The organism is Crenobacter oryzisoli (assembly GCF_030385785.1).
GTDB classification, from domain to species: domain Bacteria; phylum Pseudomonadota; class Gammaproteobacteria; order Burkholderiales; family Chromobacteriaceae; genus Crenobacter_A; species Crenobacter_A oryzisoli.
The window spans coordinates 1-26,327 of the sequence record NZ_JAUEDK010000012.1 but is presented as its reverse complement, the minus strand read 5'-3'; the positions used below and the strand labels follow the sequence as shown (position 1 = coordinate 26,327).

27 protein-coding genes are annotated in these 26,327 nt (G+C 65.4%); 15 read left to right on the top strand and 12 right to left on the bottom strand.

Annotation, left to right across the window (positions count from 1 at the left end):
* The first annotated feature begins 172 nt into the window (after window positions 1-172).
* The 5 genes from zwf to QU481_RS08770 all read left to right on the top strand — a co-directional run bounded on the left by zwf (window position 173) and on the right by QU481_RS08770 (window position 5,475).
* On the top strand, window positions 173-1,630 hold the full coding sequence (gene zwf / locus QU481_RS08790; RefSeq protein WP_435382728.1) for a glucose-6-phosphate dehydrogenase: 1,458 nt from the start codon (window positions 173-175) through the stop codon (window positions 1,628-1,630).
* Between the two features lie 33 nt (window positions 1,631-1,663).
* Window positions 1,664-2,335, top strand: a complete 672-nt coding sequence (pgl, locus tag QU481_RS08785) for a 6-phosphogluconolactonase (RefSeq protein WP_289829580.1) — start codon at window positions 1,664-1,666, stop codon at window positions 2,333-2,335.
* A 38-nt stretch (window positions 2,336-2,373) separates the two neighbouring features.
* On the top strand, window positions 2,374-3,237 hold the full coding sequence (gene hexR / locus QU481_RS08780) for a transcriptional regulator HexR (RefSeq protein ID WP_289829652.1): 864 nt from the start codon (window positions 2,374-2,376) through the stop codon (window positions 3,235-3,237).
* Window positions 3,234-4,883, top strand: coding sequence for a glucose-6-phosphate isomerase (gene pgi / locus QU481_RS08775; RefSeq protein ID WP_289829579.1), 1,650 nt, complete (start codon window positions 3,234-3,236; stop codon window positions 4,881-4,883). Before hexR ends, pgi begins: the two co-directional genes overlap by 4 nt.
* A 139-nt stretch (window positions 4,884-5,022) precedes the next feature.
* Window positions 5,023-5,475, top strand: coding sequence for a YehS family protein (locus tag QU481_RS08770; RefSeq protein ID WP_289829578.1), 453 nt, complete (start codon window positions 5,023-5,025; stop codon window positions 5,473-5,475).
* Window positions 5,476-5,642: 167 nt separating this feature from the next.
* On the opposite strand, the gene QU481_RS08765 is transcribed toward QU481_RS08770, so the two are convergent.
* The 3 genes from QU481_RS08765 to QU481_RS08755 are packed head-to-tail and all read right to left on the bottom strand — an operon-like array spanning window position 5,643 to window position 6,926.
* The gene (locus tag QU481_RS08765; RefSeq protein ID WP_289829577.1) at window positions 5,643-5,906 is read right to left on the bottom strand and encodes a hypothetical protein; all 264 of its coding nucleotides are present in this window, start codon (window positions 5,904-5,906) and stop codon (window positions 5,643-5,645) included.
* Between the two features lie 49 nt (window positions 5,907-5,955).
* Complete coding sequence (locus QU481_RS08760; protein ID WP_289829576.1) at window positions 5,956-6,276, bottom strand: MGMT family protein; 321 nt, start codon at window positions 6,274-6,276, stop codon at window positions 5,956-5,958.
* Window positions 6,276-6,926 (bottom strand): MBL fold metallo-hydrolase, encoded by a 651-nt coding sequence (locus QU481_RS08755; RefSeq protein ID WP_289829575.1) that lies wholly within the window; start codon window positions 6,924-6,926, stop codon window positions 6,276-6,278. The genes QU481_RS08760 and QU481_RS08755 overlap by 1 nt, the downstream gene beginning before the upstream one ends.
* 148 nt (window positions 6,927-7,074) lie before the next feature.
* Between QU481_RS08755 and QU481_RS08750 the strand changes: the two genes are divergently transcribed.
* Window positions 7,075-7,437 (top strand): DUF4352 domain-containing protein, encoded by a 363-nt coding sequence (locus tag QU481_RS08750; RefSeq protein ID WP_289829574.1) that lies wholly within the window; start codon window positions 7,075-7,077, stop codon window positions 7,435-7,437.
* Here the strand turns inward: QU481_RS08750 and QU481_RS08745 are convergent, their stop codons facing one another.
* Both QU481_RS08745 and QU481_RS08740 read right to left on the bottom strand, forming a co-directional pair.
* Window positions 7,438-7,692, bottom strand: a complete 255-nt coding sequence (locus tag QU481_RS08745) for a GIY-YIG nuclease family protein (RefSeq protein ID WP_289829573.1) — start codon at window positions 7,690-7,692, stop codon at window positions 7,438-7,440.
* Window positions 7,693-7,793: 101 nt separating this feature from the next.
* Complete coding sequence (locus QU481_RS08740) at window positions 7,794-9,068, bottom strand: NAD(P)/FAD-dependent oxidoreductase (protein WP_289829571.1); 1,275 nt, start codon at window positions 9,066-9,068, stop codon at window positions 7,794-7,796.
* Window positions 9,069-9,159: 91 nt separating this feature from the next.
* Here QU481_RS08740 and QU481_RS08735 point away from each other — a divergent pair, with 91 nt between their 5' ends.
* Window positions 9,160-10,056 carry a LysR family transcriptional regulator gene (locus tag QU481_RS08735; protein WP_289829570.1) on the top strand — a complete coding sequence of 299 codons (897 nt, stop codon included), beginning with the start codon at window positions 9,160-9,162 and terminating at the stop codon, window positions 10,054-10,056.
* A gap of 71 nt (window positions 10,057-10,127) precedes the next feature.
* On the opposite strand, the gene ccsB is transcribed toward QU481_RS08735, so the two are convergent.
* From ccsB to QU481_RS08720, 3 genes are all read right to left on the bottom strand, one after another.
* Window positions 10,128-11,312 carry a c-type cytochrome biogenesis protein CcsB gene (gene ccsB / locus QU481_RS08730; RefSeq protein ID WP_289829569.1) on the bottom strand — a complete coding sequence of 395 codons (1,185 nt, stop codon included), beginning with the start codon at window positions 11,310-11,312 and terminating at the stop codon, window positions 10,128-10,130.
* Entirely contained in the window at window positions 11,312-13,330 is a 2,019-nt protein-coding gene (locus QU481_RS08725) for a cytochrome c biogenesis protein ResB (RefSeq protein WP_289829568.1), read from the bottom strand. The genes ccsB and QU481_RS08725 overlap by 1 nt, the downstream gene beginning before the upstream one ends.
* 127 nt (window positions 13,331-13,457) lie before the next feature.
* Entirely contained in the window at window positions 13,458-14,078 is a 621-nt protein-coding gene (locus QU481_RS08720; RefSeq protein ID WP_289829567.1) for a c-type cytochrome, read from the bottom strand.
* Window positions 14,079-14,169: 91 nt separating this feature from the next.
* Between QU481_RS08720 and yihA the strand changes: the two genes are divergently transcribed.
* Window positions 14,170-14,829, top strand: a complete 660-nt coding sequence (yihA, locus tag QU481_RS08715; RefSeq protein WP_289829566.1) for a ribosome biogenesis GTP-binding protein YihA/YsxC — start codon at window positions 14,170-14,172, stop codon at window positions 14,827-14,829.
* A 297-nt stretch (window positions 14,830-15,126) separates the two neighbouring features.
* Here yihA and QU481_RS08710 read toward each other — a convergent pair whose 3' ends face one another.
* The 3 genes from QU481_RS08710 to QU481_RS08700 are packed head-to-tail and all read right to left on the bottom strand — an operon-like array spanning window position 15,127 to window position 17,235.
* Complete coding sequence (locus QU481_RS08710; RefSeq protein WP_289829565.1) at window positions 15,127-15,972, bottom strand: septal ring lytic transglycosylase RlpA family protein; 846 nt, start codon at window positions 15,970-15,972, stop codon at window positions 15,127-15,129.
* Between the two features lie 35 nt (window positions 15,973-16,007).
* Window positions 16,008-16,472: a tRNA (cytidine(34)-2'-O)-methyltransferase gene (locus tag QU481_RS08705; protein WP_289829651.1), complete on the bottom strand. Its 465-nt coding sequence runs from the start codon at window positions 16,470-16,472 to the stop codon at window positions 16,008-16,010.
* Between the two features lie 40 nt (window positions 16,473-16,512).
* Entirely contained in the window at window positions 16,513-17,235 is a 723-nt protein-coding gene (locus QU481_RS08700) for a ComF family protein (RefSeq protein ID WP_289829564.1), read from the bottom strand.
* A gap of 56 nt (window positions 17,236-17,291) precedes the next feature.
* On the opposite strand from QU481_RS08700, the gene bioB reads away from it, so the two are divergent.
* The 7 genes from bioB (at window position 17,292) to QU481_RS08665 (ending at window position 25,764) form a co-directional block, all read left to right on the top strand.
* Window positions 17,292-18,275, top strand: a complete 984-nt coding sequence (gene bioB / locus QU481_RS08695) for a biotin synthase BioB (RefSeq protein ID WP_289829563.1) — start codon at window positions 17,292-17,294, stop codon at window positions 18,273-18,275.
* Between the two features lie 86 nt (window positions 18,276-18,361).
* On the top strand, window positions 18,362-19,516 hold the full coding sequence (bioF, locus tag QU481_RS08690) for an 8-amino-7-oxononanoate synthase (protein ID WP_289829562.1): 1,155 nt from the start codon (window positions 18,362-18,364) through the stop codon (window positions 19,514-19,516).
* Between the two features lie 167 nt (window positions 19,517-19,683).
* Window positions 19,684-22,512, top strand: a complete 2,829-nt coding sequence (locus QU481_RS08685) for a bifunctional diguanylate cyclase/phosphodiesterase (protein WP_289829561.1) — start codon at window positions 19,684-19,686, stop codon at window positions 22,510-22,512.
* Window positions 22,484-23,101: a class I SAM-dependent methyltransferase gene (locus QU481_RS08680; RefSeq protein ID WP_289829559.1), complete on the top strand. Its 618-nt coding sequence runs from the start codon at window positions 22,484-22,486 to the stop codon at window positions 23,099-23,101. The genes QU481_RS08685 and QU481_RS08680 overlap by 29 nt, the downstream gene beginning before the upstream one ends.
* Window positions 23,102-23,124: 23 nt before the next feature.
* Window positions 23,125-23,892: a pimeloyl-ACP methyl ester esterase BioH gene (bioH, locus tag QU481_RS08675; protein ID WP_289829558.1), complete on the top strand. Its 768-nt coding sequence runs from the start codon at window positions 23,125-23,127 to the stop codon at window positions 23,890-23,892.
* The gene (gene bioC / locus QU481_RS08670; protein ID WP_289829557.1) at window positions 23,889-24,800 is read left to right on the top strand and encodes a malonyl-ACP O-methyltransferase BioC; all 912 of its coding nucleotides are present in this window, start codon (window positions 23,889-23,891) and stop codon (window positions 24,798-24,800) included. Before bioH ends, bioC begins: the two co-directional genes overlap by 4 nt.
* 52 nt (window positions 24,801-24,852) lie before the next feature.
* On the top strand, window positions 24,853-25,764 hold the full coding sequence (locus QU481_RS08665; protein ID WP_289829650.1) for a patatin-like phospholipase family protein: 912 nt from the start codon (window positions 24,853-24,855) through the stop codon (window positions 25,762-25,764).
* A gap of 48 nt (window positions 25,765-25,812) precedes the next feature.
* Here QU481_RS08665 and QU481_RS08660 read toward each other — a convergent pair.
* A partial coding sequence (locus tag QU481_RS08660; protein WP_289829323.1) for a transposase occupies window positions 25,813-26,327 on the bottom strand: 515 nt, incomplete at its 5' end.

The window sequence follows — 26,327 nt, the reverse complement described above, 5'->3', positions numbered from 1 at the left end:
AATGCAAGCCGGAATGGCTACCCCATTGTTCCGACGTCGCAAAAATACCAAACAACTCCCTTCCCTATAAGGAATAACGCCAATATTGCACACCACTCACTAAACTGGCTGGACAAGCCCCTAGTCTTTGGTAGTATTACTACATCACCACTACCTAGCACGGAGACCCGGCGTGAACCCTACCCCCGCTTTCGACATGGTGCTGTTCGGCGGCACCGGTGATCTGGTCATGCGCAAACTGCTGCCGGCGCTGTATCAGGCGCACGCCGCAGGCTCGTTGAACAACAACGGCCGTGTGCTGGCGCTCGGTCGGAAAGACTGGTCGCGTGAGCAATACCTCGCATTCGTCGAGGAACACGCCCGGGTTCACATCAAGGAATACTTCGACGTCGGCCAATGGCAGCATTTCTGCGAGCGCATCGACTATTACCGTCTCGACGCGTCCGATGCCGCCGGCTACCCAGGACTCGCCGAGAAGCTGGCCGGTCACCCGCAGCGGGTGGTGGTCTGCTATCTCGCCACCGCACCCGACCTGTTCGCCGGCATCTGCGAGAACCTCGCCGCCGTCGGCCTGAACGACAAGCATGTGCGCGTGGTGCTGGAGAAGCCGCTCGGCCACGACCTGGCCTCGTCCAACGCGATCAACGACGCGGTCGCGAAGCATTTCGCCGAAGACCAGCTGTACCGGATCGACCACTACCTGGGCAAGGAATCGGTGCAGAACCTGTTGGCGATCCGTTTCGGCAACTCGCTGTTCGAGCCGCTGTGGCGGCGCGAGTGGGTGCGCGACGTACAGATCACCATCGCCGAGGACCTCGGCGTGGAAAGCCGTGGCGACTTCTACGACGGCACCGGCGCGCTGCGCGACATGGTGCAGAACCATTTGCTGCAACTGCTCTGTTTCGTCGCGATGGAGCCGCCGGCCAGCCTCGACGCCGACGCGATCCGCGACGAGAAGCTGAAGGTGGTCAAGTCGCTGCGCCCGTTCACCCCGGACGACGTGCTCAACAAGACGGTGCGCGGCCAGTACAAGTCCGGCGCGGTCGGCGGCCGCCCGGTGAAGGGCTATCTTGAGGAAGACCACATCCCGGCCGGCAGCCGCACCGAGACCTTCGTCGCGATCAAGGCCGAGATCGACAACTGGCGCTGGGCCGGCGTGCCATTCTTCCTGCGCACCGGCAAGCGGCTGCAGGAGCGCGTCGCCGAGATCGTGATCAACTTCCGCGACGTGCCGCACAAGCTGGTGCCGGGCCCGTCGGGCCTTCCGGCCAACCAGCTGGTGATCCGCCTGCAGCCCGAGGAGAGCATCCGCCTGCACTTCATGGCCAAGGCGCCGGGCGACTCGCTGGTGCTGCAGCCTACCTATCTGAACCTCGATTTCCACGAGATGTCGCGCTCGCGCCGCGCCGACGCATACGAGCGGCTGCTGCTCGACGTGATCCGTGGCAGCCTCGCACTGTTCATGCGTCGCGACGAACTGGTCGAGGCCTGGCGTTGGGTCGAACCCATCCTCGACACCTGGGAGACGGCCACTACGCCGCCCAAGCAATACACCGCCGGCAGCTGGGGACCGGCCGCGTCGAGCGCGCTATTGTCGCGCAACGGCGTCGCCTGGCACGAGGAAAGCTGATACGGTTCGGCCATCATCACAGCGGGATTTCGCATGAGCCCTATTTGGCATACCTTCGATACCGCGGCCGCGCAGGCCACCGCCCTGGCCGACGCGATCGCCGGCTGGCTGCAGACGGCGATCGAGCGCGACGGCACGGCCGCCCTGGCGGTCTCCGGCGGCAAATCGCCGATCGCCCTGTTTGAGGCACTGGCGCAGACCGACCTCGACTGGTCGCGCGTCACCGTCACCCTGGTCGACGAACGCATCGTCCCTGCCGGCCATCCTGACAGCAATGCAAGGCTGGTGCGCGAGCACCTGCTGGTCGGCCGTGCCGCCGCGGCGCGCTTCGTGCCGCTCGTCACCGACCCGGCCGACCCGGAATCCGACCTCGAACGCCTCGAGCATGCCCTGCCCAAGCTCACCGTCGCGGTGCTCGGCATGGGCGAGGACGGCCACACCGCGTCGCTGTTCCCCGATGCGGCAGGCCTGGCCGAGGGACTGGCCCCGGACAGCCGGCACCGCATCATCGCGATCACGCCGCCGAACGCGCCGCATCGCCGGCTGACACTGACCTTGGCGGAACTCGCACGCGCCGAGGCGCGCCTCCTCGCGATCGCCGGCCAGGCCAAGCGCGCGGTCGCCACGATCGCCGAATCGGATGCGCAGCGCTATCCGGTCGGCGCGTTCTTCGCGCTGCCGCTCACCGTGTACTGGTCGCCATGAGCAGCCATCCCGATACCCCGCTGCTCGAAACCGGCAACCTGCTCGAGCGGGTACGCCTAGAGCTGGCCAACCTGTCCGCCGCCGAGCACAAGGTCGCCGAGCTGGTGCTGGCGCAGCCGTACACGGTAATGCAAGAGGCGGTCGGCGAGATCGCCCGCCGCGCCGGCGTCAGCCAGCCGACCGTCATCCGCTTCTGCCGCTCGCTCGGCGTGTCCGGCCTGTCCGAATTCAAGCTCAAGCTCGCCGCCAGCCTGATGCCCGGCGTGCCGTACGTGCACGCCACGGTGCGCCCCGACGACGCGATGACCGACATCGCCGCCAAGGTGTTCGACAACACCGTCGCCGCGCTGATCGGCTGCCGCAACCAGGTCGACCCGGCCTCGGTGGAGGCCGCGGTCGAGGTGCTCAACGGCGCGCGCCGCGTCGAGTTCTACGGCCTCGGCAACTCTGGCATCACCGCCGCCGATGCCCAGCACAAATTCTTCCGCTTCGGCCTGCCCACCGTGTCATACAACGACCCTCACGTGCAGGCGATGGCCGCCACCCTGCTCGGCGAGGGAGACGTGGTGGTAGCGATCTCCAACACCGGCCGCACCGTCGACCTGATCGAGGCGGTGTCGCTGGCGCACGCCAACGGCGCCACCGTGATCGCGATCACCAAGCCGCACTCGCCGTTGGCCGAACGCGCCGACCTGGTGCTGGCCGCCGACGTACCCGAGGACGCCGACACCTACAGCCCGATGCTGTCGCGCTTGGTGCACCTGGTGTTGATCGACGTGCTGGCGGTCGGCGTCGCGCTCAAGCGCGGCCCGGCGCTGATCCCGCAGCTGGAAAGAGTCAAACGCAGCCTGACCCGCAAGCGGCTTCGCCAGCCGCCCCTGAACGATCGAGGAGAATCATGAGCCAGCTCACCGACCTGCCCGCCTGGAAAGCGCTGTGGGACCACTTCGAGGCCGCCAAGGACGTGCACATGCGCGACCTGTTCGCCAACGACCCGGAGCGCGCCGAGCGCTACTCGCTGGAGGTCGACGGGCTGTTCCTCGACTACTCCAAAAACCGCCTCGCCGACGACACGCTGGCGCTCTTGATGGAACTGGCGCACCAGGTCGGCCTGCCGGCCAAGATCAAGGCGATGTTCAAGGGTGAAAAGCTCAACACCACCGAGCAGCGCGCGGTGCTGCACGTGGCGCTGCGCAATCGCACCAACGCGCCGATCAAGGTCGACGGCGAGGACGTGATGCCCAAGGTCAACGCGGTACTGGAGCGCATGGGCCGCTTCGCCCACGCGGTGCGCTCGGGCGAGTGGCTGGGCTACACCAACCAGCCGATCACCGACATCGTCAGCATCGGCATCGGCGGCTCCGACCTGGGCCCCCTGATGGTCTGTAGCGCGCTCAAGCCCTACGGCCACCCGCGCCTCAATATGCACTTCGTCTCCAACGTCGACGGCGCGCAGCTGAAGGAAACGCTGAAGAAGGTGCACGCCGAGACCACGCTGTTCGTGGTCGAGTCGAAGACCTTCACCACCCAGGAAACGCTGACCAACGCGATCACCGCGCGCGAGTGGTTCCTCTCCCGCGCCCGCGACGAGAAGGCGGTCGCCAAGCACTTCGTCGCGGTATCGACCAACAAGAAGGCCGTCGGCGATTTCGGCATCGACCCGGCAAACATGTTCGAATTCTGGGACTGGGTCGGCGGCCGCTACAGCCTGTGGTCGGCGATCGGCCTGCCGATCATGCTCTATCTGGGCGAGGAGAACTTCTCCGAGCTCTTGAACGGCGCCCACATCATGGACCAGCACTTCCGCAACGCCCCGCTCGAGGCGAACATGCCGGTGCTCTTGGCGATGATCGGCGTCTGGTACATCAACTTTTACGGCGGCGGCTCGCACGTGATCGCGCCGTACGATCAGTACTTGCACCGGCTGCCGGCGTTCATCCAGCAGCTCGACATGGAGTCAAACGGCAAGCAGGTGATGCTGGACGGCAGCCCGGTCGACTTCGAAACCGCGCCGATCATCTGGGGCGAGACCGGCATCAACGGCCAGCATGCGTTCTTCCAGCTCTTGCACCAGGGCACCCACATCTCGCCGATTGACCTGATCGCCTCGCTGGAGAACCGCTCCAGCCTGCCCGGCCACCACGAGATCCTGCTCGCCAACGTGTTCGCCCAGGCCGAGGCGTTCATGCGCGGCAAGACCGCCGACGAGGTGCGCGTCGAATTGGCCGAGCAAGGCCTCACGGGCGAGGCGCTGGAGCGGCTGGTGCCGCACAAGGTGTTCGGCGGCAACCGCCCGACCAACACCCTGCTGATGACCCGCCTCGACCCACGCAACCTCGGCGCGCTGATCGCGCTCTACGAGCACAAGATCTTCGTGCAGGGGGTGATCTGGCACATCAACTCGTTCGACCAGTGGGGGGTGGAGCTGGGCAAGCAGCTCGCCAAGACCATCCACGCCGAGCTGACCGGCAAGCTCGTCGACGCACCGCACGACAGCTCGACTTCGCGGCTGATCCAGCTGTACCGCCAAGCCAACGGCAGAGCCTAGCCCAGCACCGGAGCCCGCCCCATGGCGGGCTCCGTCGCTTTGTGAACTGGGGGAAGCCGCCCCCAGCGATCCCGAATCGGTGATGCATGGTAATTCGCGCTATCATCCGCCCCTTTCCCGCTTTTTCGAGACCACGCCGATGACCAACAACGACATCCTGCGCAGCCTGCGTTACCTGCTCGACAGCAGCGAGCCCAAGATGCTCGAGGTGATCGGCCTGACCGGCCAGACCCTCGCCCGCGACCAGCTCGCCACCTACCTCAAGAAGGACGACGAGGAAGGCTTCGCCGAATGCCCGGCCGCAGTGCTGTCCGCCTACCTCGACGGCCTGATCATCGAACGCCGCGGCCCGAGCGACCGCCAGCCGGCCCCCGAGCCGATGTCGCACAATCTGGTGCTGAAGAAGCTGCGCGTCGCCTTCGAGCTGCGCGAGGACGACGTGATCGAAATCCTGAAGCAGGCCAACTTCCGCGTCTCCAAGCCCGAGCTGACCGCGCTGTTCCGCAAGCCCGACCACAAGAACTACCGCCCCTGCGGCGACCAGTTCCTGCGCAATTTCCTCAAGGGCCTGACGCTGCGGCTGCGCGGCTGATCACCGCCTAGCCCGCTGTTCGCCTTTCATTCGCCCCCACCGGCCCGCGTCTCTGGCGCGGCCGGCGCGCCAAGCCGCACGGGCATGCATTGAGCCCTCCTGCCCCACCCATTGCCTTCCCCGCTGACCGGACTGTCACCGCCAATACGTCGCGACTCCCAAAGCCATTAATCATCCAGTCGAAAAAATTTCGACTTCTGTATAAACATTTTCTGAAAAATGGCGATAGAAACTTTAGCTAGACGCTGAAGCTGGTCACGCTCCACCGTTCTGGAGGAATCAGCGTGGCAAAGCGGTTTCTTGTCAGTCTCATCCTTTCTCGCCACCGCGACGCGGTGGCATTTTTTTTGCCGAGACCCACCAGAAAAAATGCCACCGGTGGTGGTGGCACTGCCTGCACCTTCGCCGAACGCCCCTGCCAGACAGAGCATTGCGTAGCAGACCACATTGTTGCCGGCATTCGCCGACCACCGTGGGCGATCAGCGGAAACGGTCGTCCGGCCAACCGTAGCGGCGCAGGTCGACCCGACCGTTTCCCGTCACCTCGATGCCCTCGGCATCGAGCAGCAGGCGCTGGTAGTCTGCCCCCGGCGTGCCCGGCCTGGCGATGTGCCCTCCGCTGCCGACCACGCGCTGCCACGGCACCACCGCCCAGTCCGGCAGATGGCCGAGCAGGCGACCGACATGGCGGGCATGGCGCGGGTAGCCGGCGAGTTCCGCCAGCGTGCCGTAGGTGGTGACGCGCCCCGGCGGCACGCTGGCCAGGATCGCCAGCACGGCGCGGTCGAACTCGGGGCCCATCAACGGTAGCGAGGGTCGGCGACGAAGGGGTTGTGGCGCTTCTCGGCACCGATGGTGGTAAGCGGGCCGTGGCCGGGGATCACCGTGGTGTCGTCGGGCAGCAGGAACAGCTTCTGTCGGATCGCGTCGAGCAGCTGCTGATGGTTGCCCATCGGGAAGTCGGTGCGGCCGATCGAGCCCTGGAACAGCACGTCGCCGGCAACGAGCAGCTTCGCCGCAGCGCTATAGAACACCACGTGGCCGGGGGTATGGCCCGGACAGTGGATCACGCTGAGCGTCTCCTCGCCGATGCTGACCGTGTCGCCCTCCTCCAGCCAGCGGTCCGGGGTCAGCGGCTCGCTCCTGGGGAAGCCGAACATCTGGCCCTGGCTCGGCAGTTGATCGAGCCAGAAGCTTTCGGCCGACTGTGGCCCCTCGATCGGCACCCCCAGATCGGCCGCCAGCGCGGCCGCGCCGCCGGCGTGGTCGATGTGGCCGTGCGTCAGCAGCAGCTTCTCGACGCTCAGCCCATGGGCGTCGACCCACGCCTTGATGCGCGCGATATCGCCACCGGCGTCGACCACTGCGGCGCGATGGGTAACGTCGCACCACAGCACCGAGCAGTTCTGCGCGAACGGGGTGACCGGGATCAGATGGTAATGCAGGCTCATGACAAGGCTCCGGCAAATAGTCCCATTTTGGCATGCCGTCCGGCTGTCACCAACCGTCACCGAATCGCCACACGGCTGACCTGTCCCCATGCACCGACCTGGCCGAAGATAAGGCTTGCCATTCCCCCGAGATCCGAAAGGACGTCGCATGAAGCCCCTGCTGTTCGCCGTCTGCCTGAGCCTGGCGGCCGGCATCGCCCACGCCGCCCCGCCCGCCAGGCCGGACGTCGTGCCGCTGAAGGTCCACAAACTGGAGGAACCGGAGCCGGGCAAGGTGATCGTCCATATCGTGCTGATCAACACCGCCAGCCAACCGCGTTCGCTCGACAAGCTCAAGCTGTATGGCCGTGACGACCTGGGCCGTCGGCTGACCCCGGGGCAGATGGACCGCGAGCTGACCCAAGGCACGCTGGCGCCAGGTGCCAGGCTCAGCGGCGAGGTCGGCTTCGTGCTGGAGCGCGGCCGGCGCCTCGACAGCGTCGAGATCGGCGCCTGGCCGGCGGCCAGCTAATCAGGCCACACCGTACCGCGCACAAAACGCCCGCTTCTCGGTCGCGGGCAGCTGCTTGAATGCGTATTCGGCCTTCAACGCACTCGAGCGATCAACATACTCGACCGTCAGCAGCAAGCGCTCCGGCGAGTTCAGCCTGGTATAACGAGCGCCCTTGCCGGCAGCGTGCTGCGCATAGCGGCGTGCCACGTCGGTGCTGATACCGGTATAGAGCCGACCACCGGCGCATTCGATCACGTAGAGAAACCAGGGCATCGCGGGAAGGAAAGGCAGTCTCGGCCCGCCATGCTGCCCAATCCCGGCCGCACGGTCAAAGCCGACCGCTCTCCCATCCCTCTCCGTCACTACCAGCACACTCAAGCGCGGGCACTGCGCCAGTCCTGCCACTGGTACCAGGTAGTGCCGAGCCTAATCGCCAGCGGCCGCATTGCAGGTGGTAGACGATGCTGCGGCAGCTTGGCGAACAGTGCGAAGCGCTCCGGGGAGCCAGTCAGCGCCTCGGCAATCAGCTGGCCGGCCAGGCCGGTTAGCGCCAGACCGTGACCGGAGAAGCCCTGGGCGAACAGGATGTTCGGCGTCAGCCAACCGAAATGCGGCAGCTTGTTCAGCGTCACATCGACATAGCCGCCCCACGCATAGTCGATGCGCACGTCGGCAAGCTGCGGGAACACCTTCAGCATCCGCTCGCGTGCATGTTCGGCACGCTGCGTCACCAGCGGGCCGGCACGGCCGCCGAACAGCAATCGGCCGTCGTGCGAGCAGCGATAGTAGTCGAGCACATGGTTGCAGTCGGACACCGCCACCCCGGTCGGCAGGATATCGCATACCCGCCCGCCGAGCGGCTCGGTGGCGATGATGTGGCTCTCCACCGGCAGGATAGTGCGAGCGAGCTCGGGCACCTGCTCGAGGTAGGCGTTGCCGGCCAACACCAGGCTGCGGCAGCGCAGGCTGCCTCGCGCAGTGACGAGACGCGGCATTACGCCGCGTTCGATCGACGACACCGGGCTGTGTTCGTAGACGCACACACCGGCGGCCAGCGCCGCATCGGCGAGCGCCAGCGTATATTTGAGCGGATTCAGGTGCACCTCGTTGGCGTCGTACGCGCCACCGACGTAGCGCTCGCTGCCAATGTGCCCCCGGATGCCGGCCGCATCGAGCAGGCTCAGCCCGTCATAGCCGTAGTCACGCTCGGCCTTGCGCTGCCAGGCGGCGAGGCCGGCGAGCTGGGGCGGGTTCAGCGCCGCATACACATAGCCGTGTTCGGCCAGCCCGCAGTCGATGCCGAATTCGCCGACCTGGCGCTTCAGCCGCGCCAGGCCCTCCAGCGTCATCGCCCAGATCCGGCGGGCCGCGTCGAGGCCCAGTGCCGCCTCGACTCCGTCCATGCTCGCCGCCAGGCCCGCCAGTGCCTGGCCGCCGTTACGCCCGGACGCCCCCCAGCCGCAGCGGTGCCCCTCGACCAGCGCCACATCGACGCCGGCGCGCGCCAGCTCCAGCGCCGCGGTCAGGCCGGTCAGGCCGCCGCCCAGCACCGCAACCTCGCAGTGCTGCTCACCCGCGAGCACCGCCTGCACCGGGCGCACCGGCAGGCCCACGGCGTACGCCGCATCGGCCGAAAACTGTCTGATCATCGCCACCTCCCTTGGTCGTCCCCAGTCTGGCGTTGACAGCCCCGGCCGGGAAGCCGCAAATAGGCAATACAGAATTCCGGAGCCTGCAATAATGGCCGACCTCGCCGCCCTGCGCCTCTTGCTGCACATCGCCGACTACGGCTCCTTCGCCGGCGCCGCCGCGGCGCATGGGCTGACCCCGTCGAGCGTCACCCGCCAGATTCGGCAGCTGGAAGCGGAGCTGGGCGCGGCGCTGTTTCACCGCACCACCCGCCGCGTCGCGCTAAGCGAGGCCGGGCAACGCTACCTGCCGCACGCCCGAGCCATCGTCGCCGCCGACGACGCCGGCCGCGCCGCGCTCGCCACGGTCCAGCAGGAGCCGGCCGGACTGCTGCGCATCACCGCACCGCTGCTGCTCGGCAATCTGTTCGTGGTGCCAGCATTGGCCGGTTTTCTCGCCCGCTACCCGGCGATCCGGGTCGAGCTGACCATCTCCGACGAGCGCTTCGACCTGATCGAGCGCGGCTTCGACCTGGGCATTCGCGAGGGGCCGCAGGCCGACTCCAGCATGCGGGTGCGGCGGCTGTTCCGCTACCAGCGCCTGCTGTGCGCGAGCCCCGCCTATCTCGCCGCGCACGGCACCCCGGCTCACCCCACCGAACTGGCCGGACACGCCTGCCTGCGCTACCGCGGCGGCACCCACGCCGAACCCTGGCAGCTGGAGCGGGCCGGCGAGCGCCTGCTGCTCGACCCGCCGGCTAGGCTGGCCGCCAACGACCTGCAGTCGCTCTATCAGGCGGCGCTGGCCGGCTGCGGCATCGCGCGGCTGCCGCTCGAACGGGTGCGCGACGACCTCGCCGCCGGCCAGCTCATCGCGGTACTGCCCGACTGGCGCTGCGGCGGTGCCGACGGCGAGGCGGTGCTGTGGGCGGTGTTCCCGGAGCGGCTGCAGAAATCGGCGCGGCTCGCCGCGCTGCTCGACTGGCTGGCAACCCACCCGCCAGCCTGAAACGACAAACCCCGGCGCGTCGAAACGCAGCCGGGGTTCGGGGAAGGCCCAAGATTGGCCTAAAGGCCGGCTTACAGGCCGCCGTACGAGTGCAGGCCCGACAGGAACATGTTCACGCCGAGGAAGGCGAAGCTGGTGACGACAATGCCGATCACCGCCCACCACGCCAGCGGCTCACCGCGCCAGCCCTTCACCAGGCGAATGTGCAGCCACGCCGCGTAGTTCAGCCACACGATCAGCGCCCAGGTCTCCTTCGGGTCCCAGCTCCAGTAACCGCCCCAGGCATCGGCCGCCCACATCGCGCCGAGGATGGTCGCGATGGTGAAGAACAGGAAGCCGACCGTGATCGCCTTGTACATCATCTCGTCAATCACGTCGGCGGCCGGCAGGCGGCGGGCGAACCAGCCCGGCTGCGCCTCGCCGCCGGCAAGCTCAGCCCGCTTCGCGTCGCGCAGCACCAGGAGCTCGGCGATGCCCAACATCGCCGACAGCGCGAACGAACCGTAGCCGACGAAGTTGGCCGGCACGTGGATCTTCATCCACCACGACTGCAGCGCCGGGATCAGCGGCTGGATCTCGTGCGCCTGGCGGTCGAACGAATACCACAGGATGAAGCCGACGGCGGCCGTGATCACCAAGAGCACGAAGGCACCGACCTGGCGGGCGGCGAACTTGGCCTCGTAGTACAGGTACATCAGCGCGGTGATCAGGCAGAACAGCACGAACACCTCGTATAGGTTCGACACCGGGATGTGGCCGACGTCGCTGCCGATCAGGTAGCTCTCGTACCAGCGCACGAACATCCCGGTCAGCCCCATCAGCGCCGCCGACCAGGTTAGGCCGCTGCCCAGCTTCTGCAGCGTATCGGAACGGCGGATCAACCCCGCCCAGAACATCGCCGTGGCGAGGAAGAACAGCGTGCACATCCACATGATCGCCGACTGGCTCGACAGGGCGTACTTGAGCCAGAATGCGCTCTGCCCGCGCGCCAGATCGCCGTGATACAGGCTGATGCCGCCAAGCGCCAACAGGCCCGACGCAGGGAAGAACGCCCGCCAGGGCTTCCAGAACCAGCCCATGGCCACCAGGCCCAGCGAGGCGCCGGCGAGGATCGCCTTCTCGTAGTAATCGAGCATCTCGCCGTACAGCACGTAGGTGTACGCCGCGGCGGCCAGCACCAACAGCGCATAGCCCCAGTCGACGGCCGACAGCCGCTTCAGGAGCGAGGGGTTTTCATAAGAGTGGACCAATTCCATCAGGCGTCTCGCACTAACTGATTCAAAGATTCGGTATGGCGCGCAAAATCGCTATCCAGGTCGCGGCTGTGCCGGTTCGAGCTCATCGCCACGCGCATCCGGTCACCGTAGCACAGCACCCACAGGCGCACTTCGCGCACGTAGAACATCAAGATGATGCCGATCACCAGCATCAGCGAGCCGAAATAGACCAGATTCTTGCCCGGGCTGCGGGTCATCTGCAGGCCGGACGCCTGCACCTGCTCGAAACCGGTCAGCTGCAGGAACACCGGCGCGCCGTAGTCGTTCAAGGCGCTGACACCGACCAGACCATCGAGCAGGAAGCGGTAATGCTTACCGTCTTCCGGCAGCGGTGCCAAGCCCGCCTTCGCCTGCGCCACGTCCATCACGTCGACCACTGCGCCCTGCAGGATCTTCACATAGGTCTGCGCCACCGCCTGGCGCTTGTCGGCCGGCACCCGCTCGTCGAGGAACTGCTCGAGCGCGCTGAAGCCGCCCTGCGCGAAGCGCGCCAGCACCCATTTCACGCTGCTCTGGAACTGCTGCTGCATCGCCGGGCTGATCGCTTGGCCCTGCAGCGCCTTGGCGGTGGTGCGCGCGGCGATCTCGTCGTACAGCGCCGAGTTGAGCAACGCGGCGCGCAGCCGCATGAAGGTGTCGATCTTGCCGTCGTCGTCGAGCGGCAGGCGCAGGAACTGGAACGGCTTGGCGACCTCGCTGCGCACCCCGCTGATCAGGTAGCTCGCGCCCTCCTGCGTGATCGGCGCCATGTACTGCTGGTATTCGCGCGCCTGGCCCTGCGCATCGCGCAACTTGAAGGAGATGCTCGGGCCGACGTTCTTCAGCGCCTTCTCGTGCTTCACCTCGCGCGCGTCGTGCATCCGTTCGGAGAAGGTCTTGGCATCACCCTGCGCGCCGCCCATGTTCTCGATATTAAAGACGCGCAACTCACCGAATTCCAGCTGGTAGTCACGGCCATTCGCCTTCAAGGGCTGGGTGGCGAGCGAGGTGCCGCGCAAGGTCACCGGCGCCATCGCCGGCTGTGCCAGGTTCCAGCCCTTCAGTTCGAGCGGCGAGCCGCCGTCACCGAAGCTCGCCTGGTAGATCGCCACGCCGTCGACGATCAGCGGGTGGTTCACCTTCACCGTCGCCGGCGTCTCCTTGCCGGTGCGCTTGTCGGTCACGATGATGTCGCTGGCAAACAGTTTCGGCATGCCGTTGTTGTAGTAGTCGACGTAGAACTTCTTCAGCGTGATGATGAACGGCAACTCCTGCACCAGGTAGCCATTGCCCGCATTCTGGAAGATCACGTCGGCGCTCTTGTTCTCGGCAATGGTAACGTTACCGCGAAATGACAGGTTGCCGGCCGACAGACGGCTCTGTTCGGGAATCTGGCTTTGCGGGATGTCGCGTGTCTCCGGCACGACCCTGCCGACCAGTTCGCCGAGCTTCAGCGGCAGGTTGCCGTCGATCAGGCCGCCGATGCAGATCACCACCAGCGCAATATGCGCGAAGAAATAGCCGAGCTTGTTGGCCACCCCCTTCTTGGCGGCGAACAGCGTCGCCCCGTCCTCGCGCTCGCGCACCTTGAAACGGAAGCCCTCTCGGCCCAGGTAGCCGGCAACCGCCTCGGGGGCGATGCGGCCCTCCAGCTCGATACTGTGCTTCATCGCCGCGAGCGACACATTGCTCGCCTTGTCGCGGAAGGCCCTCATGTCCTTCACGAAACCCGGACCATTGCGCGTGATGCACAGCGAGGTCGACAGCACCAGAAAGGCCAGGATCACCAAGAACCAGCCGGAATGGTAGACGTCGTACAGCCCCAACGTTTCGAAGACGCGGAACCAGAACGGCCCGAACTCGAAAGCGTAGTTCGGATACGGTTCGTTCTGCTTGAGCACCGTGCCCACCACCGAGGCGATCGCCAGGATGGTCAACAGGCCGATGGCAAAGCGCATCGAGCTCAACAGCTCGAACAGGGAGGAGCCAAAACCGGCCTGGCGTTTGCTAGTTTTCATTGATCGATACGGCACAAAAAAAGGGAAGCCCCGGGCGGGCTCCCCTTTTGAGTAACACGGGGTATGAAAGTTGCGTCCGGCACCGCGCCAGAAGGCGCAGGCAGTCGGCTCGCCGTCCCGGGCCGGCTTAGCGCAGACCGGAGATGTATTCGGCCACCGCCTTCATCTCGGCATCGCTCATCCGCGACGCGATATCGGACATGACCGGATTCTTGCGATCGGTCCCCACCTTGAAGTTGTTCAACTGGGTGAGCACGTACGCAGCGTGCTGGCTGGAAAGGCGAGGGAACTTGTCCGGAATGCCGGAGCCGGCCGGGCCGTGACAGGCCATACAGGCCGGCACGCGGGTCACCGGATTGCCGACGCGGTAGACCTGCTTGCCGAGCACCATCTGCGTCTTGTCGTTGGCCTCGCGCGGCTTGATCTTCTGCGAACTGAAGTACGCAGACACATTCCACATATCATCGTCCGACAGCGGCGCGGCCATCCCCATCATGACCGGGTTCTTGCGGACACCGCCTTTGAAAGCCTGAAGCTGATCGTGGATGTACTTCTGATGCTGACCGGCCAGCGAAGGGTAGTTCGACCCCGCGCTATTACCATCTACACCGTGGCAGGCGGCACACACCTGGTCCACGATCACTTTGCCCTTTGCCGGGTCGCCCTTGTATACCGGGCTGGCTGCGAAGGCGCTGCCGGCTACGGCGGCTGCAACAGCAGCCAACGCCAAGAGCATCTTAGGTTTCATGGTCGCTCCTTTAGGAGAATGCGGAAACTGTCTGCAAGAGTGGCAATTCTAAACCTGCTATTCTATACCAACTGATTTCTGCCTTACTACTATGTCTATCTTTCAGAACGCCACATTTTATACCACTGTCAACCACCTGAAAGATCTGCCGCCGACCCGCGTCGAGGTGGCATTCGTCGGGCGCTCCAACGCGGGCAAGTCCAGCGCGATCAACACGCTGACCAACCGCACCCGGCTCGCCTACGTATCCAAGACCCCCGGTCGCACCCAGCACATCAACTTCTTCGATCTGGGCGGCGAGCGTTTCATGGTCGACCTGCCCGGCTACGGCTACGCCCAGGTGCCGGAGCCGGTGCGCGCGCACTGGGTGCAGCTGCTCGGCCGCTACCTGCAGACTCGCCAGAGCTTGGTCGGGCTGATCCTGATCATGGATGCGCGCCACCCGCTCAAGGACCTGGACCTGCAGATGCTCGACTTCTTCGGCGACACCGGCCGCCCGGTGCACATCCTGCTCTCCAAGGCCGACAAGCTCTCGCGCCAGGAGCAGACCAAGACCCTTGCCAAGGTGAAGCAGGCGCTGGCCGAGCGCGCCGAGCGCCAGCCGGTCAGCGTGCAGTTGTTCTCCAGCCTGAAGAAACAGGGTATGGACTCGGTGGAAAAGGTGGTCGCCGACTGGTTCGCCCTCGCCGAAGAGACACAGGCGCCGCACGACACCGCAGACGAGCCCACTGATGACGGCCAAACCGGCTAAGGGCTGCGCGACCGCAGACAGCAGCACGACCGAGCGGCCAACAACGTATAGCGAGCCTTGTTAGCGACACCAAATCCCATCCGGGAACTTTTGCACACTGTACCCCACTAAAACGCAGACGTCATTGATGGCGTCTCCCGCCAACCTCCCTGAGCGGGTGCCTCGCTCTAAACATCGAGGCGCTTTCTAACCCCGGCCCGCCCCAGCGGCGCCGGGGTTTTTTACAACCACTGCGCAGGCATAAAAAAAGCGAGGAACCAATGTTCCTCGCTTTTTTACGTTCCGGTCGGGTCTCGCTCAGCTAGCACTCACCTGGGCGGTCACGTTAAGCCCGGCGGCGGTCTTCTGTGCCTCCGCCTGGCTGCCGAACGGCCCCATGCGCACGCGGTAGTTGCCCTCTTGATTCACGATGCCAAGCTTGGCGTCCTTCTGGCTGTCGAACCGGGCGACCAGCTCCTTCAGCCGCGCCTCGGCGCTGGCGAGCTGGGAAAAGCTGCCCAGCTGCAGGTAGACCGGCTTGGCCTCGCTGGCTTCGGCCGAGTGCTCGTTGTTGGCCACCGCTTCGCCCCCGGCCGCCGGCCAGACGCGCTCGATACGAACCTTGGCGCTGCCGTTCTTGACGAAGCCCAGCTTGTAGGCCGCCGCGTACGACATGTCCATGATGCGATGCGGGTGGAACGGCCCGCGGTCGTTGATCTTCACGATCACTTCCTTACCGTTCACCAGATTGGTGACCCGCACATAACTCGGGATCGGCAGCGTCGGATGCGCCGCGGTCATCGCGAACATATCGTAGCGTTCGCCCGAGGTGGTCTTGCGACCGTGGAACTGCTTGCCGTACCACGAAGCCAGGCCCACCACAGTGTAGGGTCTGGAACTGGTATCGGGGTGAAAGCTCATGCCCATTGCGGTATACGGGCGATTGGCAGACGGGATCAGCCGCTCATTCTGAGGAACCGCATCGGGCACTAGCTCCAGGTTCACTGGAATGTGCGCGGCCGGGCCGTCTTTCTGGAAATAGCCGCCTCTATTGGCGACCTTCTTGGTCTGTTGACTGGTGGCACTGGCGGGCTTTACGGTGGAGCACGCTACCAGTACCAGACTGATAAAAGCTAGCCACAGCCATCGGAGAACAGGTTGCATATACCTCCCTTATGCTGTTGTGCCAACCGTGAGCCTTAACTTCCTCCCTCGAAACCCGTCTGACGCCAGGCTTCGAACACTGTCACCGCCACGGCGTTGGACAGATTCATGCTGCGGGAACCCGGCCGCATCGGCAGCCGGATCCGTCGCTCGGCCGGAAAGCGTGCAAGCACGTCTTCCGGCAGACCGCGCGACTCGGGGCCGAACAGCAATACATCCCCGGGGAGGAAAGCCACCTGGTCATGTCGGGTGGCACCCTTGGTGGTGGCTGCGAAGATCCGTCGCCCCGACAACGCGGTCAGACAGGCATCGAAATCTTCATGAACCACCAGCCGGGCATACTCGTGATAGTCGAGTCCGGCTCGACGCAATTTGGCGTCGTCGAGCGGAAAGCCCAGCGGTTTGACCAGGTGCAGCTCACAGCCGGTGTTGGCACATAAACGAATCACATTGCCCGTGTTGGGCGGGATTTCCGGCTGGTAAAGAACTACGGTAAACATTGATAGCGAGGCGGATTGTTCCAAGGAATCAAACGCTTGGTCAAGTTTTAGAAAAAATGGCCCGTGCCAGCACCTTGGCGTCGACCCGTTTTGCCCCCTGTTTTTTCAACGCAAAAGCCAGCGCCGACAGGGTCGATCCGGAGGTGGCGACATCGTCCACCAACAGCACGTGAAGCCCTTTCACAGCAGGATTTACGCCAAAAGCATCATGCAAATTTCGACGCCGTTCGGCCAGCGTCAAACTGGCCTGAGACGGGGTGTTGCGTTTTCTCCACAAGTGCGTCGTCGAAAACGGGCAGGCAAGTGTATCAGCGAACGCCCGCGCCAGCACCTCGCTCTGGTTGAAGCCCCGTTCGGCCAACCTGGCCGGCGCCAATGGAACCGGCAGCACTAGATCCGGTTTTTCGCCGAAGTTAACCGAATTTCGTGTAAATATTTGCGCCATCACACCCGACAATTCATAGCGCCGACCGTATTTCCAAGCATGCAGCAGTCCGGCAAGTGGGAAATCGAAGCGCAAGACCGCGTCCAGCCGGTCGAAAAACGGCGGCAACCGCTGGCATTGGCCACATAAAGGCGCGGCCGCAGCAAGGGGCAAAGCACAGCGGGAGCAGTTTTCCCCACTAAACCAGGGCAAACCATCTTGACATGAATTGCAAATTCCGCTATGCGGCGAGGCGTCACCACATAGCGCGCACTTCTGTTCAAAAAACGGGCAGTTGTCAATAAATAGGCTTAGTAGGTTTGACAGCGTAGAGGTCATCGCGCAGCATGGCTCGCAGTATGGATTCCTAAACGTCTTAGCCGACAAACATCGCTATGTCATCCAATCAGATCATTTTCCAGCGCCCCGCCACCCCTCACCACGAATCCGGCCAGTGGTCGGTTGCCGAAGTCGAGGCGCTGTACGCGCTACCGTTCATGGAACTGGTATTCCGCGCCGCCGAGGTTCATCGCCAGTATTTCGACCCGACCCGTGTGCAGCTGTCGACGCTGCTGTCGATCAAGACTGGCGGCTGTCCGGAGGACTGCGGCTACTGCCCGCAATCGGTGCACCACGACACCCCGGTACCGAATCAGCCGATGATGACCGTCGACGAGGTGGTCGCCGCCGCGCGCGCCGCCAAGGCCAACGGCGCCGGGCGCTTCTGCATGGGTGCTGCCTGGCGCGGCCCGAAAGACGCCGACCTCGAGCAGACGCTGGACATGGTGCGCCAGGTGAAGGAACTGGGCCTTGAGACCTGTGCCACCTTCGGCCTCTTGAAGGACGGCCAGGCCGAGAAGCTGAAGGGCGCCGGCCTCGATTACTACAACCACAACCTCGACACCGCGCCGGACAAATACGCCGACATCATCCAGACCCGCGAGTATGAAGACCGCCTCGACACGCTCGGCAAGGTGCGCGGCGCCGGCCTGTCGGTGTGCTGCGGCGGCATCGTCGGCCTGAACGAGACGCGCGAGGACCGCGCCGGCCTGATCACCCAGCTGGCCAACCTCGACCCGCAGCCGGAATCGGTACCGATCAACAGCCTGGTCAAGGTGGAAGGCACCCCACTCGAGGGCGCCGAGGAGATCGACTGGACCGAGTTCGTGCGCACCATTGCGGTGGCGCGGCTGACGATGCCGGCAAGCTACGTACGCCTGTCGGCCGGTCGGCGCGGCATGCCCGAGGCGATGCAGGCGCTGTGCTTCCTCGCCGGCGCCAACTCGATCTTCTACGGCGACAAGCTGTTGACCACCGGCAACCCGGACGTGGAAGCCGACCGCGCCCTGTTGACCAAGCTCGACCTCGCGCCGCTTTAAACTACCACCCCGACTACTGCCAGGCTGGCCGAAACACCCTCTATATAATGAGTGCGTTTCGGCCACATTTTTTTGTGGAGAATGTCATGCGTCCGAATCAACTGGCCGACGCGCTGGCAGCGCTGTCCGGCGCACACCGTTACCGCCAGCGCACCTTGCTCGACAGCCCACAGGGCCCCCGTCTCGTCATCGACGGCCGCGAGTTCGTCTCATTCGCCAGCAACGACTATCTCGGCCTCGCCAACCACCCCCGACTGATCGAAGCGGTCCAGCAGGGCGTGGCGCGCTGGGGAGTCGGCGGCGGCGCCTCGCACTTGGTCGCCGGCCACTTCGCGGCCCACGAGGCGGCCGAGGAAGCACTCGCCGATTTCGTCGGCGCCGAGGCGGCGCTGCTGTTCTCATCCGGCTACGCTGCCAACCTCGGCGTGCTCACCGCACTGCTCGACCGCCGTGCGACCGTCTTCGCCGACAAGCTCAATCATGCCTCTTTGAATGACGCATGCGTATTATCGCGTGCGACTTTTAAGCGATTTAAGCATAATGACCTAGAGCAGCTTGCAGAGCAGCTCGAACAGAGCCCCACCGGCACCCGGCTGATCGCGGTCGACGCGGTTTACAGCATGGACGGGGACGAGGCACCGCTGGCCCGACTGCTCGCACTGGCCGAACGCTACGACGCCTGGCTATACCTAGACGATGCGCACAGCTTCGGCGTGCTTGGCGACGGCCGCGGCAGCCTGGGCGAGTGTCCGGCGCTGGCCGGCTCGGAACGAGTGATCGTGATGGCGACGCTCGGCAAGGCAGCCGGCGTGGCCGGTGCCGCGGTGCTCGGCTCGCGTCGGCTGATCGACTGGCTGGTGAACAAGGCTCGCAGCTATATCTACACGACGGCGCAACCGCCAGCACTGGCCTGCGCGGTGATGGAAAGTGTGGCATTGATGCAAGCGGAAAGCTGGCGACGCGAACGTTTGTTCGAACGCGTGCGACAATGTCGTGTCATGCTGGGCGCCGGAAGGTTTATGCTAGGAGAGTCACGCACACCGATACAGCCCTTGCTGATCGGCAGCGATGCCGACGCCTTGCGGGTTGCGGCCACGTTGCGCGACGCTGGCCTGTGGGTGCCAGCAATCCGCCCACCGACGGTGCCGGAAGGCAGCGCACGACTGCGCATTGCGCTGTCGGCGGCACACAGCGAGGCGGATTGCCTGAAGCTCGCCGAAGTACTGCAGCAAATAGAATAAGAGGCCCCGTCGGCCGTGCGCCGTACTCGGCACCGATCGGGGAATGTCAGACGAGTGCTGAGATGCGCACGACGGCCGGGCTAGCGATGATGCCCCGTCCGCTGCGCTAAAGAAAACGCCCGGTCTGTCGTAGTGTGTATATATGCGGAAAGCGCCACGATCATTCGATGACAAGCTCGGCTGACAATCTGATAGCGCCGCCGGCTGCGCTCGACAAGGCCCTGGCCCTGCTGGCCCGTCACGGTTCGCTGTCCGCCCTCGCCATCTGGGCGCGCCGCGGCAACCGCTGGCAGCAGTTGGCTGCGCTCGGCCATGCCGACAGCTTGCCCAGCGCCGATGTGCTAGAGGCAGGCCTCGCCGCGCCGGCCGATGGTGGCGCACTGCCCTTGCGCGATGCAGGCCAGGCGATAGGCTGGCTGATCTGGCGCGGCCACGCCGGCCCCGACCTCGACGCACTCGCCGAACTCGTGACCGGCCACCTGCTGTGCGTCCGCCTACGCGACGCACTGAACGTCTCCCAGCTGTCCCACGAAATTCTGCTCGACATCAGCCAGCTCGGCCATCAATGCGGTCACGCCGACGAACTGGCACAGCAGTTCCTGCGCCGGCTCGAGCGACTGATGGACGCGCAGCACTGCTACATCGCGCTGCTTGATGAAGAACACGCCGCACTGCGCTTCCCGCTGTACCGCGATGATCGCCATCCGCTTGACCCGATGCATCCGGCCGCCGACGCGCTGCCACCACGGCTGGTCGGCTACCTTATGCAATCGGGCCAGCCCCTTCACTACAGCCGCGATGCATTGCAACGGCTGATCCAGGAACAGCGTTGGCCATGCCCGCCACATCTGTCGCTGCCCACTAGCGGCATGGCGGTACCGCTGATCAACGCGCTCGGTCAGCCGATCGGCGCGCTCGTGCTGCAACGCTATCAGGACATGCCGCTGTCCACCGCCGAGCAGGCCAGCCTGCTGCTGTTGGCGCGCCATCTCGGCTTCGCGCTCGACACGCTGCGCTATCCGAGCCAGCTCGAGCGTCAAGTGCAGTACCGCACCAACGAGCTGGAGGGCATCAACGCCCGATTGCGTGCCGAGGTCGCCGACCGTCAGCACCACGAGCGGCTGCACGGCGTGCTGTACCGCATCGCCGAGCTGACCAACACCAGCCTGTCGCTCGGCGCCTTCCTCGCCGGCCTGCACCGGCTGCTGGCTGAGCTGATGCCGGCCGACCATTGCCAGGTGGCCCTGTACGACGCCGGTCAGGACCTGTTGAGCTTCCCGTACAATTCGGGGGCCGGCAGCCCCTCGCCGCGTCGCCCGGGACGCGGCCCGATCGAGCAGGTGCTGCACAGCGGCCGTCCGCTGTTGAGTACCGGCAACACGCAGGGCGATGGCAAGCAGGGTAGCTGGCTGGGCGTGCCGCTGTTCAGCGAGCACAATCTCTTGGGCGTGCTGGCAGTGTCGAGCGAGGACAGCGCGGCGCGCTTCAGCCTGCGCGAGCAGGAAATCCTCGAGTTCGTCGCCAACCACATCGGTGCCGCCCTGTCGCGGCTGCGCGCGCTCGAAGCACTGCAAGGCAGCTACGCGGCGCTCGAGGCGCGGGTGCGCGAGCGCACCAGCGAACTCGACGCGGTCAACGCACAGCTCAAGTACGACAGCCTGCATGACCCGCTCACCAACCTGCCCAACCGCTCCCACTTCGCGCGCACGCTACGCGAGAGCTGGGAACAGTTCGTCAGTGGCGGGCACCGCTTCGCGGTACTGTTCATCGATCTGGACCGCTTCAAGCGCGTCAACGACACGCTCGGCCACCTGGCCGGCGACCACCTGCTATTCGAGGTCGGCGCGCGGCTGCACCGCTGCCTCCGCCAGACCGACTTCCTCGCCCGGATCGGCGGCGACGAATTCGCGGTGCTGCTGTCCAACGTGAAGAGCTTCGACGACTGCGAGCCGATCGCGCGACGCATCGTCGCCGAATTCGAGCACCCGGTGATCCTGCATGGCCGCGAGGTGTTCACCTCGGCCAGCGTCGGCGTGGTGCTGGCCGACCGCGACCTCTACCATCAGGCCGACGACCTGCTGCGCGACGCCGACCATGCGATGTACCGCACCAAGCAGCAGGGCCGCCACGGTTACACACTGTTCAACCACGCGCTGCGCCGCGACCAGGCCGACCAGCTGGCGCTGGAGTCGGAGCTGCGCCGCGCGCTTGAGGAACAGGACCAGCTGATCCCGTATTACCAGCCGTTCGTCCACGCGATCACCGGCGAGTTGGTGGGCTTGGAGACGCTGGTACGCTGGCGCCACCCTGAGCGCGGCATGCTGGCACCGGCCACTTTCCTGCCCGTGGCCGAGGAAAGCGGGTTGATCGTGCGGCTTGACCGTTACATGATCGAAGCGGCCTGCCGCCAGCTGACCCGCTGGCAACTGAGCGGCCAGGTGACGACGCCACTGGCACTGCACATCAACCTGTCCTCGTCCAACTTCCATGACCCGGGTTTCGTCGCCTGGCTGACTCAGCTGGTGCGTCAGCACGACCTCCAGCCCGGCACGCTGTATCTGGAGATCACCGAGAGCGCGCTGATCGACGAGCCGGATACCGCGGCGATGGTGATGGCGGCGCTGCGCAAGCTTGGGGTTCGCCTGGCGCTGGACGATTTCGGCACCGGCTATTCGGCGCTGTCCTACCTGCACCGCTACCGCTTCGACAAGCTGAAGATCGACCGCGCCTTCGTCAGCGAGGTCGACAGCAAGGGCGAGGCCGACGCGATCGTGCGCGCCATCCTGGCCTTGGCCGAGGCGCTGGGGCTCGAGGTGGTCGCCGAGGGGGTGGAAACCGAGGGGCAATTGCGCCGTCTAAGCGAAATGGGTTGTCATACGCTGCAGGGCTTCTATTTCGCGGCGCCGGCGCCGGCCGAACAACTGGACTGGTCGCGCCTGGCCCTGCCGCTCGCCAAGGTGGCCGATCATGTCTCACCCGCTTGTCAGCCAGTTTAATCGCTTACGCTACAACTTCTACGCGCCGTTCTACGACCGGCTGGCCGGCGTGTTCGCCGGTCAACGCCGCCGCGCGATCAACCTGCTTGAGCCGCTGCCCGACGAGCGCATCCTGATCGTCGGCGCCGGCACCGGTCTCGACCTCGACTTCCTGATGCCATGCCGGCGGCTGACCGCCATCGACATCTCGCCCGGCATGCTCGCCAAGCTGCAGCAGCGCGCCCGTTCCCTCGGCCTCGCTGTCGAGGCACGAGTGATGGACGGCGAGAAGCTGGCTTTCGTCGACGGCGAATTCGACGCGGTGGTGCTACATCTGGTCCTGGCGGTCATCCCCGATCCGGTCGCCTGTCTGCGAGAGGTCGAGCGGGTGCTGAAGCCGGGCGGCCGCGTCGTGGTGTTCGACAAATTCCTGCCAGATGCCGGTCATGCCAGTTTGTTACGTCGTTCAGTCAACCTGATGACAAGGCTGATCGCCACCGACATCAATCGACGGCTCGGCGAGATCGTCGCCGCCACCGGCCTCACCAAGACTCACGACGAGCCCGCCGGTTTCGGCGGCTTCTTTCGCATCGCACTCTTGCGCAAATAGCGTTTTACCCGCATCTTGCCCCGATGAATTGCTTTGTTGAGACGCTGGGCCACGGCCCGGACGTAGTGCTGCTGCACGGCTGGGGTCTTCACGGTGGTGTGTTCGCCCGCATAGCCGAACAGCTGGCCGATCGCTACACGCTGCACTTGGTCGACCTGCCCGGCCACGGCGCAAGCCCGCTGCCGACCGGCCCGTATACCGCTGAAGCGATCGCGGATAGTCTGGCCGAACAGTTCCCGCTGCCACTACAGCTGGTCGGCTGGTCGCTCGGCGGACTAATCGCCCAGCATTGGGCGCACCGCTCTCCCGGTACGGTCAAGAGCCTGACCCTAGTCGCCACCAGCCCGCTCTTCGTCCGCGACGACGGCTGGGACCACGCTCAGCCGCGCGCGCAGATCGAGGCGGTCGGCGCCAATCTCGACACCTCGTTCGAGTTGACGCTGGAACGCTTCCTCGCGCTGCAGACGCTCGGTGCACCGGCCGCACGCGACACGTTGAAGGCGCTGCGCGAACTGCTGTTTGCACACGGTAGCCCGCAGGGACTGTCACCTGCGTTACAATTACTGCTCGACGCCGACGCGCGCGCGATCGCCCCCGAGATCGGCAGCCCGACCGCGCTGTTGTTCGGCGCGCGCGACATGATCACCCCGATCGGTGCCGGGCGCTGGCTGGCCGAGACGCTGCCGGACGCCACCCTGACCGAGTTTCCGCAGGCCTCGCACGCGCCTTTCCTGTCGCACGAGACCGACTTTGTGGCGGCGCTGCGCCGCCATCTGGACCAACACGCATGAGTGAAGCCTTTTACACCGACAAGGCGCGGGTACGCGCCGCCTTCGAGCGCGCCGCCACCAGCTACGATTCCGCCGCCGTGCTGCAGCGCGAAGTGTCCGACCGCATGGCCGAACGGCTCACTTATATCAAGCACGAGCCGGCGGTGATCCTCGACGCTGGCAGCGGCACCGGCTATGGCGCCGCGCAACTGCGCGAACGCTACCCGAATGCGCGGGTAATCGAACTCGACCTGGCCGCCGCGATGCTGAAAGCCTCGCGCACCAAGCAGCAGGACGACGCAGGCTTCTTCGGGCGACTCCTGGGCAAGGCGCGTTCGTCATGGCAGGTATGCGGCGATCTCGAAGCGTTGCCGCTGGCGGATCAGAGCGTCGACATGATCTGGTCGAACCTGGCGATCCAGTGGGTGAACGTGCCCGACAGCGTGTTCGCCGAGTTCCGCCGCATCCTCAAGCCCGACGGTCTGGTGATGTTCTCGACGCTCGGCCCGGACACGCTGCAGGAACTGCGCACCTCGTTCGCCGGCGTCGATGGCGCCACCCACGTCAACCAGTTCATCGACATGCATGACCTGGGCGATGCGCTGGTGCGCACCGGCTTCGGTGAGCCGGTGATGGACATGGACAAGATCGTGCTGACCTACGATGACGCCCGGGGCGTGATGCAGGATCTGAAGGCGATCGGTGCACACAACGCCACCGGCGGACGGGGCCGCGGCCTGATGGGCAAGCATGCCTGGCAGCAGGTGTGCGCCGCGTACGAGCTTCGTCGCCGCGATGGGAAACTCCCGGCCACTTACGAAGTCGTATATGGGCATGCCTGGTTCGGCCGCCCCAAGCAAAAGGCCGATCTGCTGCCCGATGGCCGCCAGGTGATCGAATTCAAGAAGCCCGGCCAAGTGCCGCGTTGAACCCCATCCCGAGAGAACAAGCCCAGGCCGGCGACCCCGGCCTTTTTCAATGATGAAATCGCTGTTACGTCCTATCGCCCTGCTGGCCGCGCTGACGCTGGCCGCCTGTACCACCTCCACCGCGCCGGTCGCTCCGCCTGCCGAAGTGAAGCCGCCTCCGAAGCTGAAGATCGCGCTGGCGCTCGGCGGCGGCGCCGCCAAGGGCTTTGCCCACATCGGCGTGATCAAGGTGCTGGAAAACGCCGGCATCAAGGCCGACATCGTCACCGGCACCAGCGCAGGCGCCTTGGTCGGCAGCCTGTACGCCTCCGGTCTGAACGGCTTCCAGCTGCAGCAGAAGGCGGTGCAACTTGACGAGACCAACCTGACCGACCTCAGCCTGTCGAGCAATGGCGTGATCAAGGGCGAGGCGCTGGCCGACTACGTGAACCGCCAGGTCGGCAACCGCCCGATCGAGAAGCTCGCCAAGCCGTTCGCTGCAGTAGCGACCGACTTCGACAGCGGCGCGCGGATGGTCTTCCGCACCGGCAACACCGGCCAAGCGGTGCGCGCGTCGGCCAGCATCCCGAACGTGTTCCAGCCGACCGTGATCAACGGCCGCCGCTACGTTGATGGCGGACTGACCAGCCCGGTACCGGTAACCGCGGCGCGCGAAATGGGCGCCAACTTCGTGATCGCCGTCGACATCTCGGCGCGGCCCCGAGCCGGCAGCGGCGGCGGCTTCCTGTCCATCCTGGACCAGAGCCTCAACATCATGAGCGTGCCGATGCTGCAGCACGAGCTGAAGCAGGCCGACGTGATCATCCGCCCGCAGGTACAGAACATCGGCACCACCGGCTTCGCCCAGCGCAACCAGGCGATTCTCGAGGGCGAAAAGGCCGCCGCGCAGGCAGTGCCTATCATCAAGAAGCTCTTGGCGCAGAAGACTCAGCAGATGACGCTGGTCGCCGCACAGACGCACTGATCCGCCCAAGTGCTCCACAAGAATGCCGCCCACCCGGGCTAATGCCGTTCACTTAGCGGATCGAACCTGTTTGATTGGGTAACGGGACGGCAGCTTTTTCACCACGCGGGGGCATTCACGCCCCCGCCGTTGTTTCGGTAGCAACAACTCCCCGAGGCGTTCCCGCAGACGCAGCAAGCGCGCCGGCAAGGTGCCGGGGCTGCTGATCGCCAGCCAGCTCCACTCATAGCGCAAATAATGCAGCGCTGTCGTAAAGCTAAGATCGGTCGGCGCAACCCCCACTTCCCGCGCGATCTCAGCCATCTCCAGTCGGACCAGGTTGTAGGCCAAGAGCGTCCCCCACACTTCCTGTCGGACGGTCTCCGGAGTGCCACTGCGTAACGTCAATTCGTCCCCCAACATGTCCTGCTTCAGCTCGCGGTAGCTGGTCTCGATGTGCCAGCGTTCCTGGTATTGCGCCGCGATCTCCTTGGCCGGCCACGCCTTGGTATCCAGCAAGGAGGTCAACAAGATGCGCCGGCGCCCATGCCGAGACACCGTTTCGATGGCCCGCGCTTCCCAGT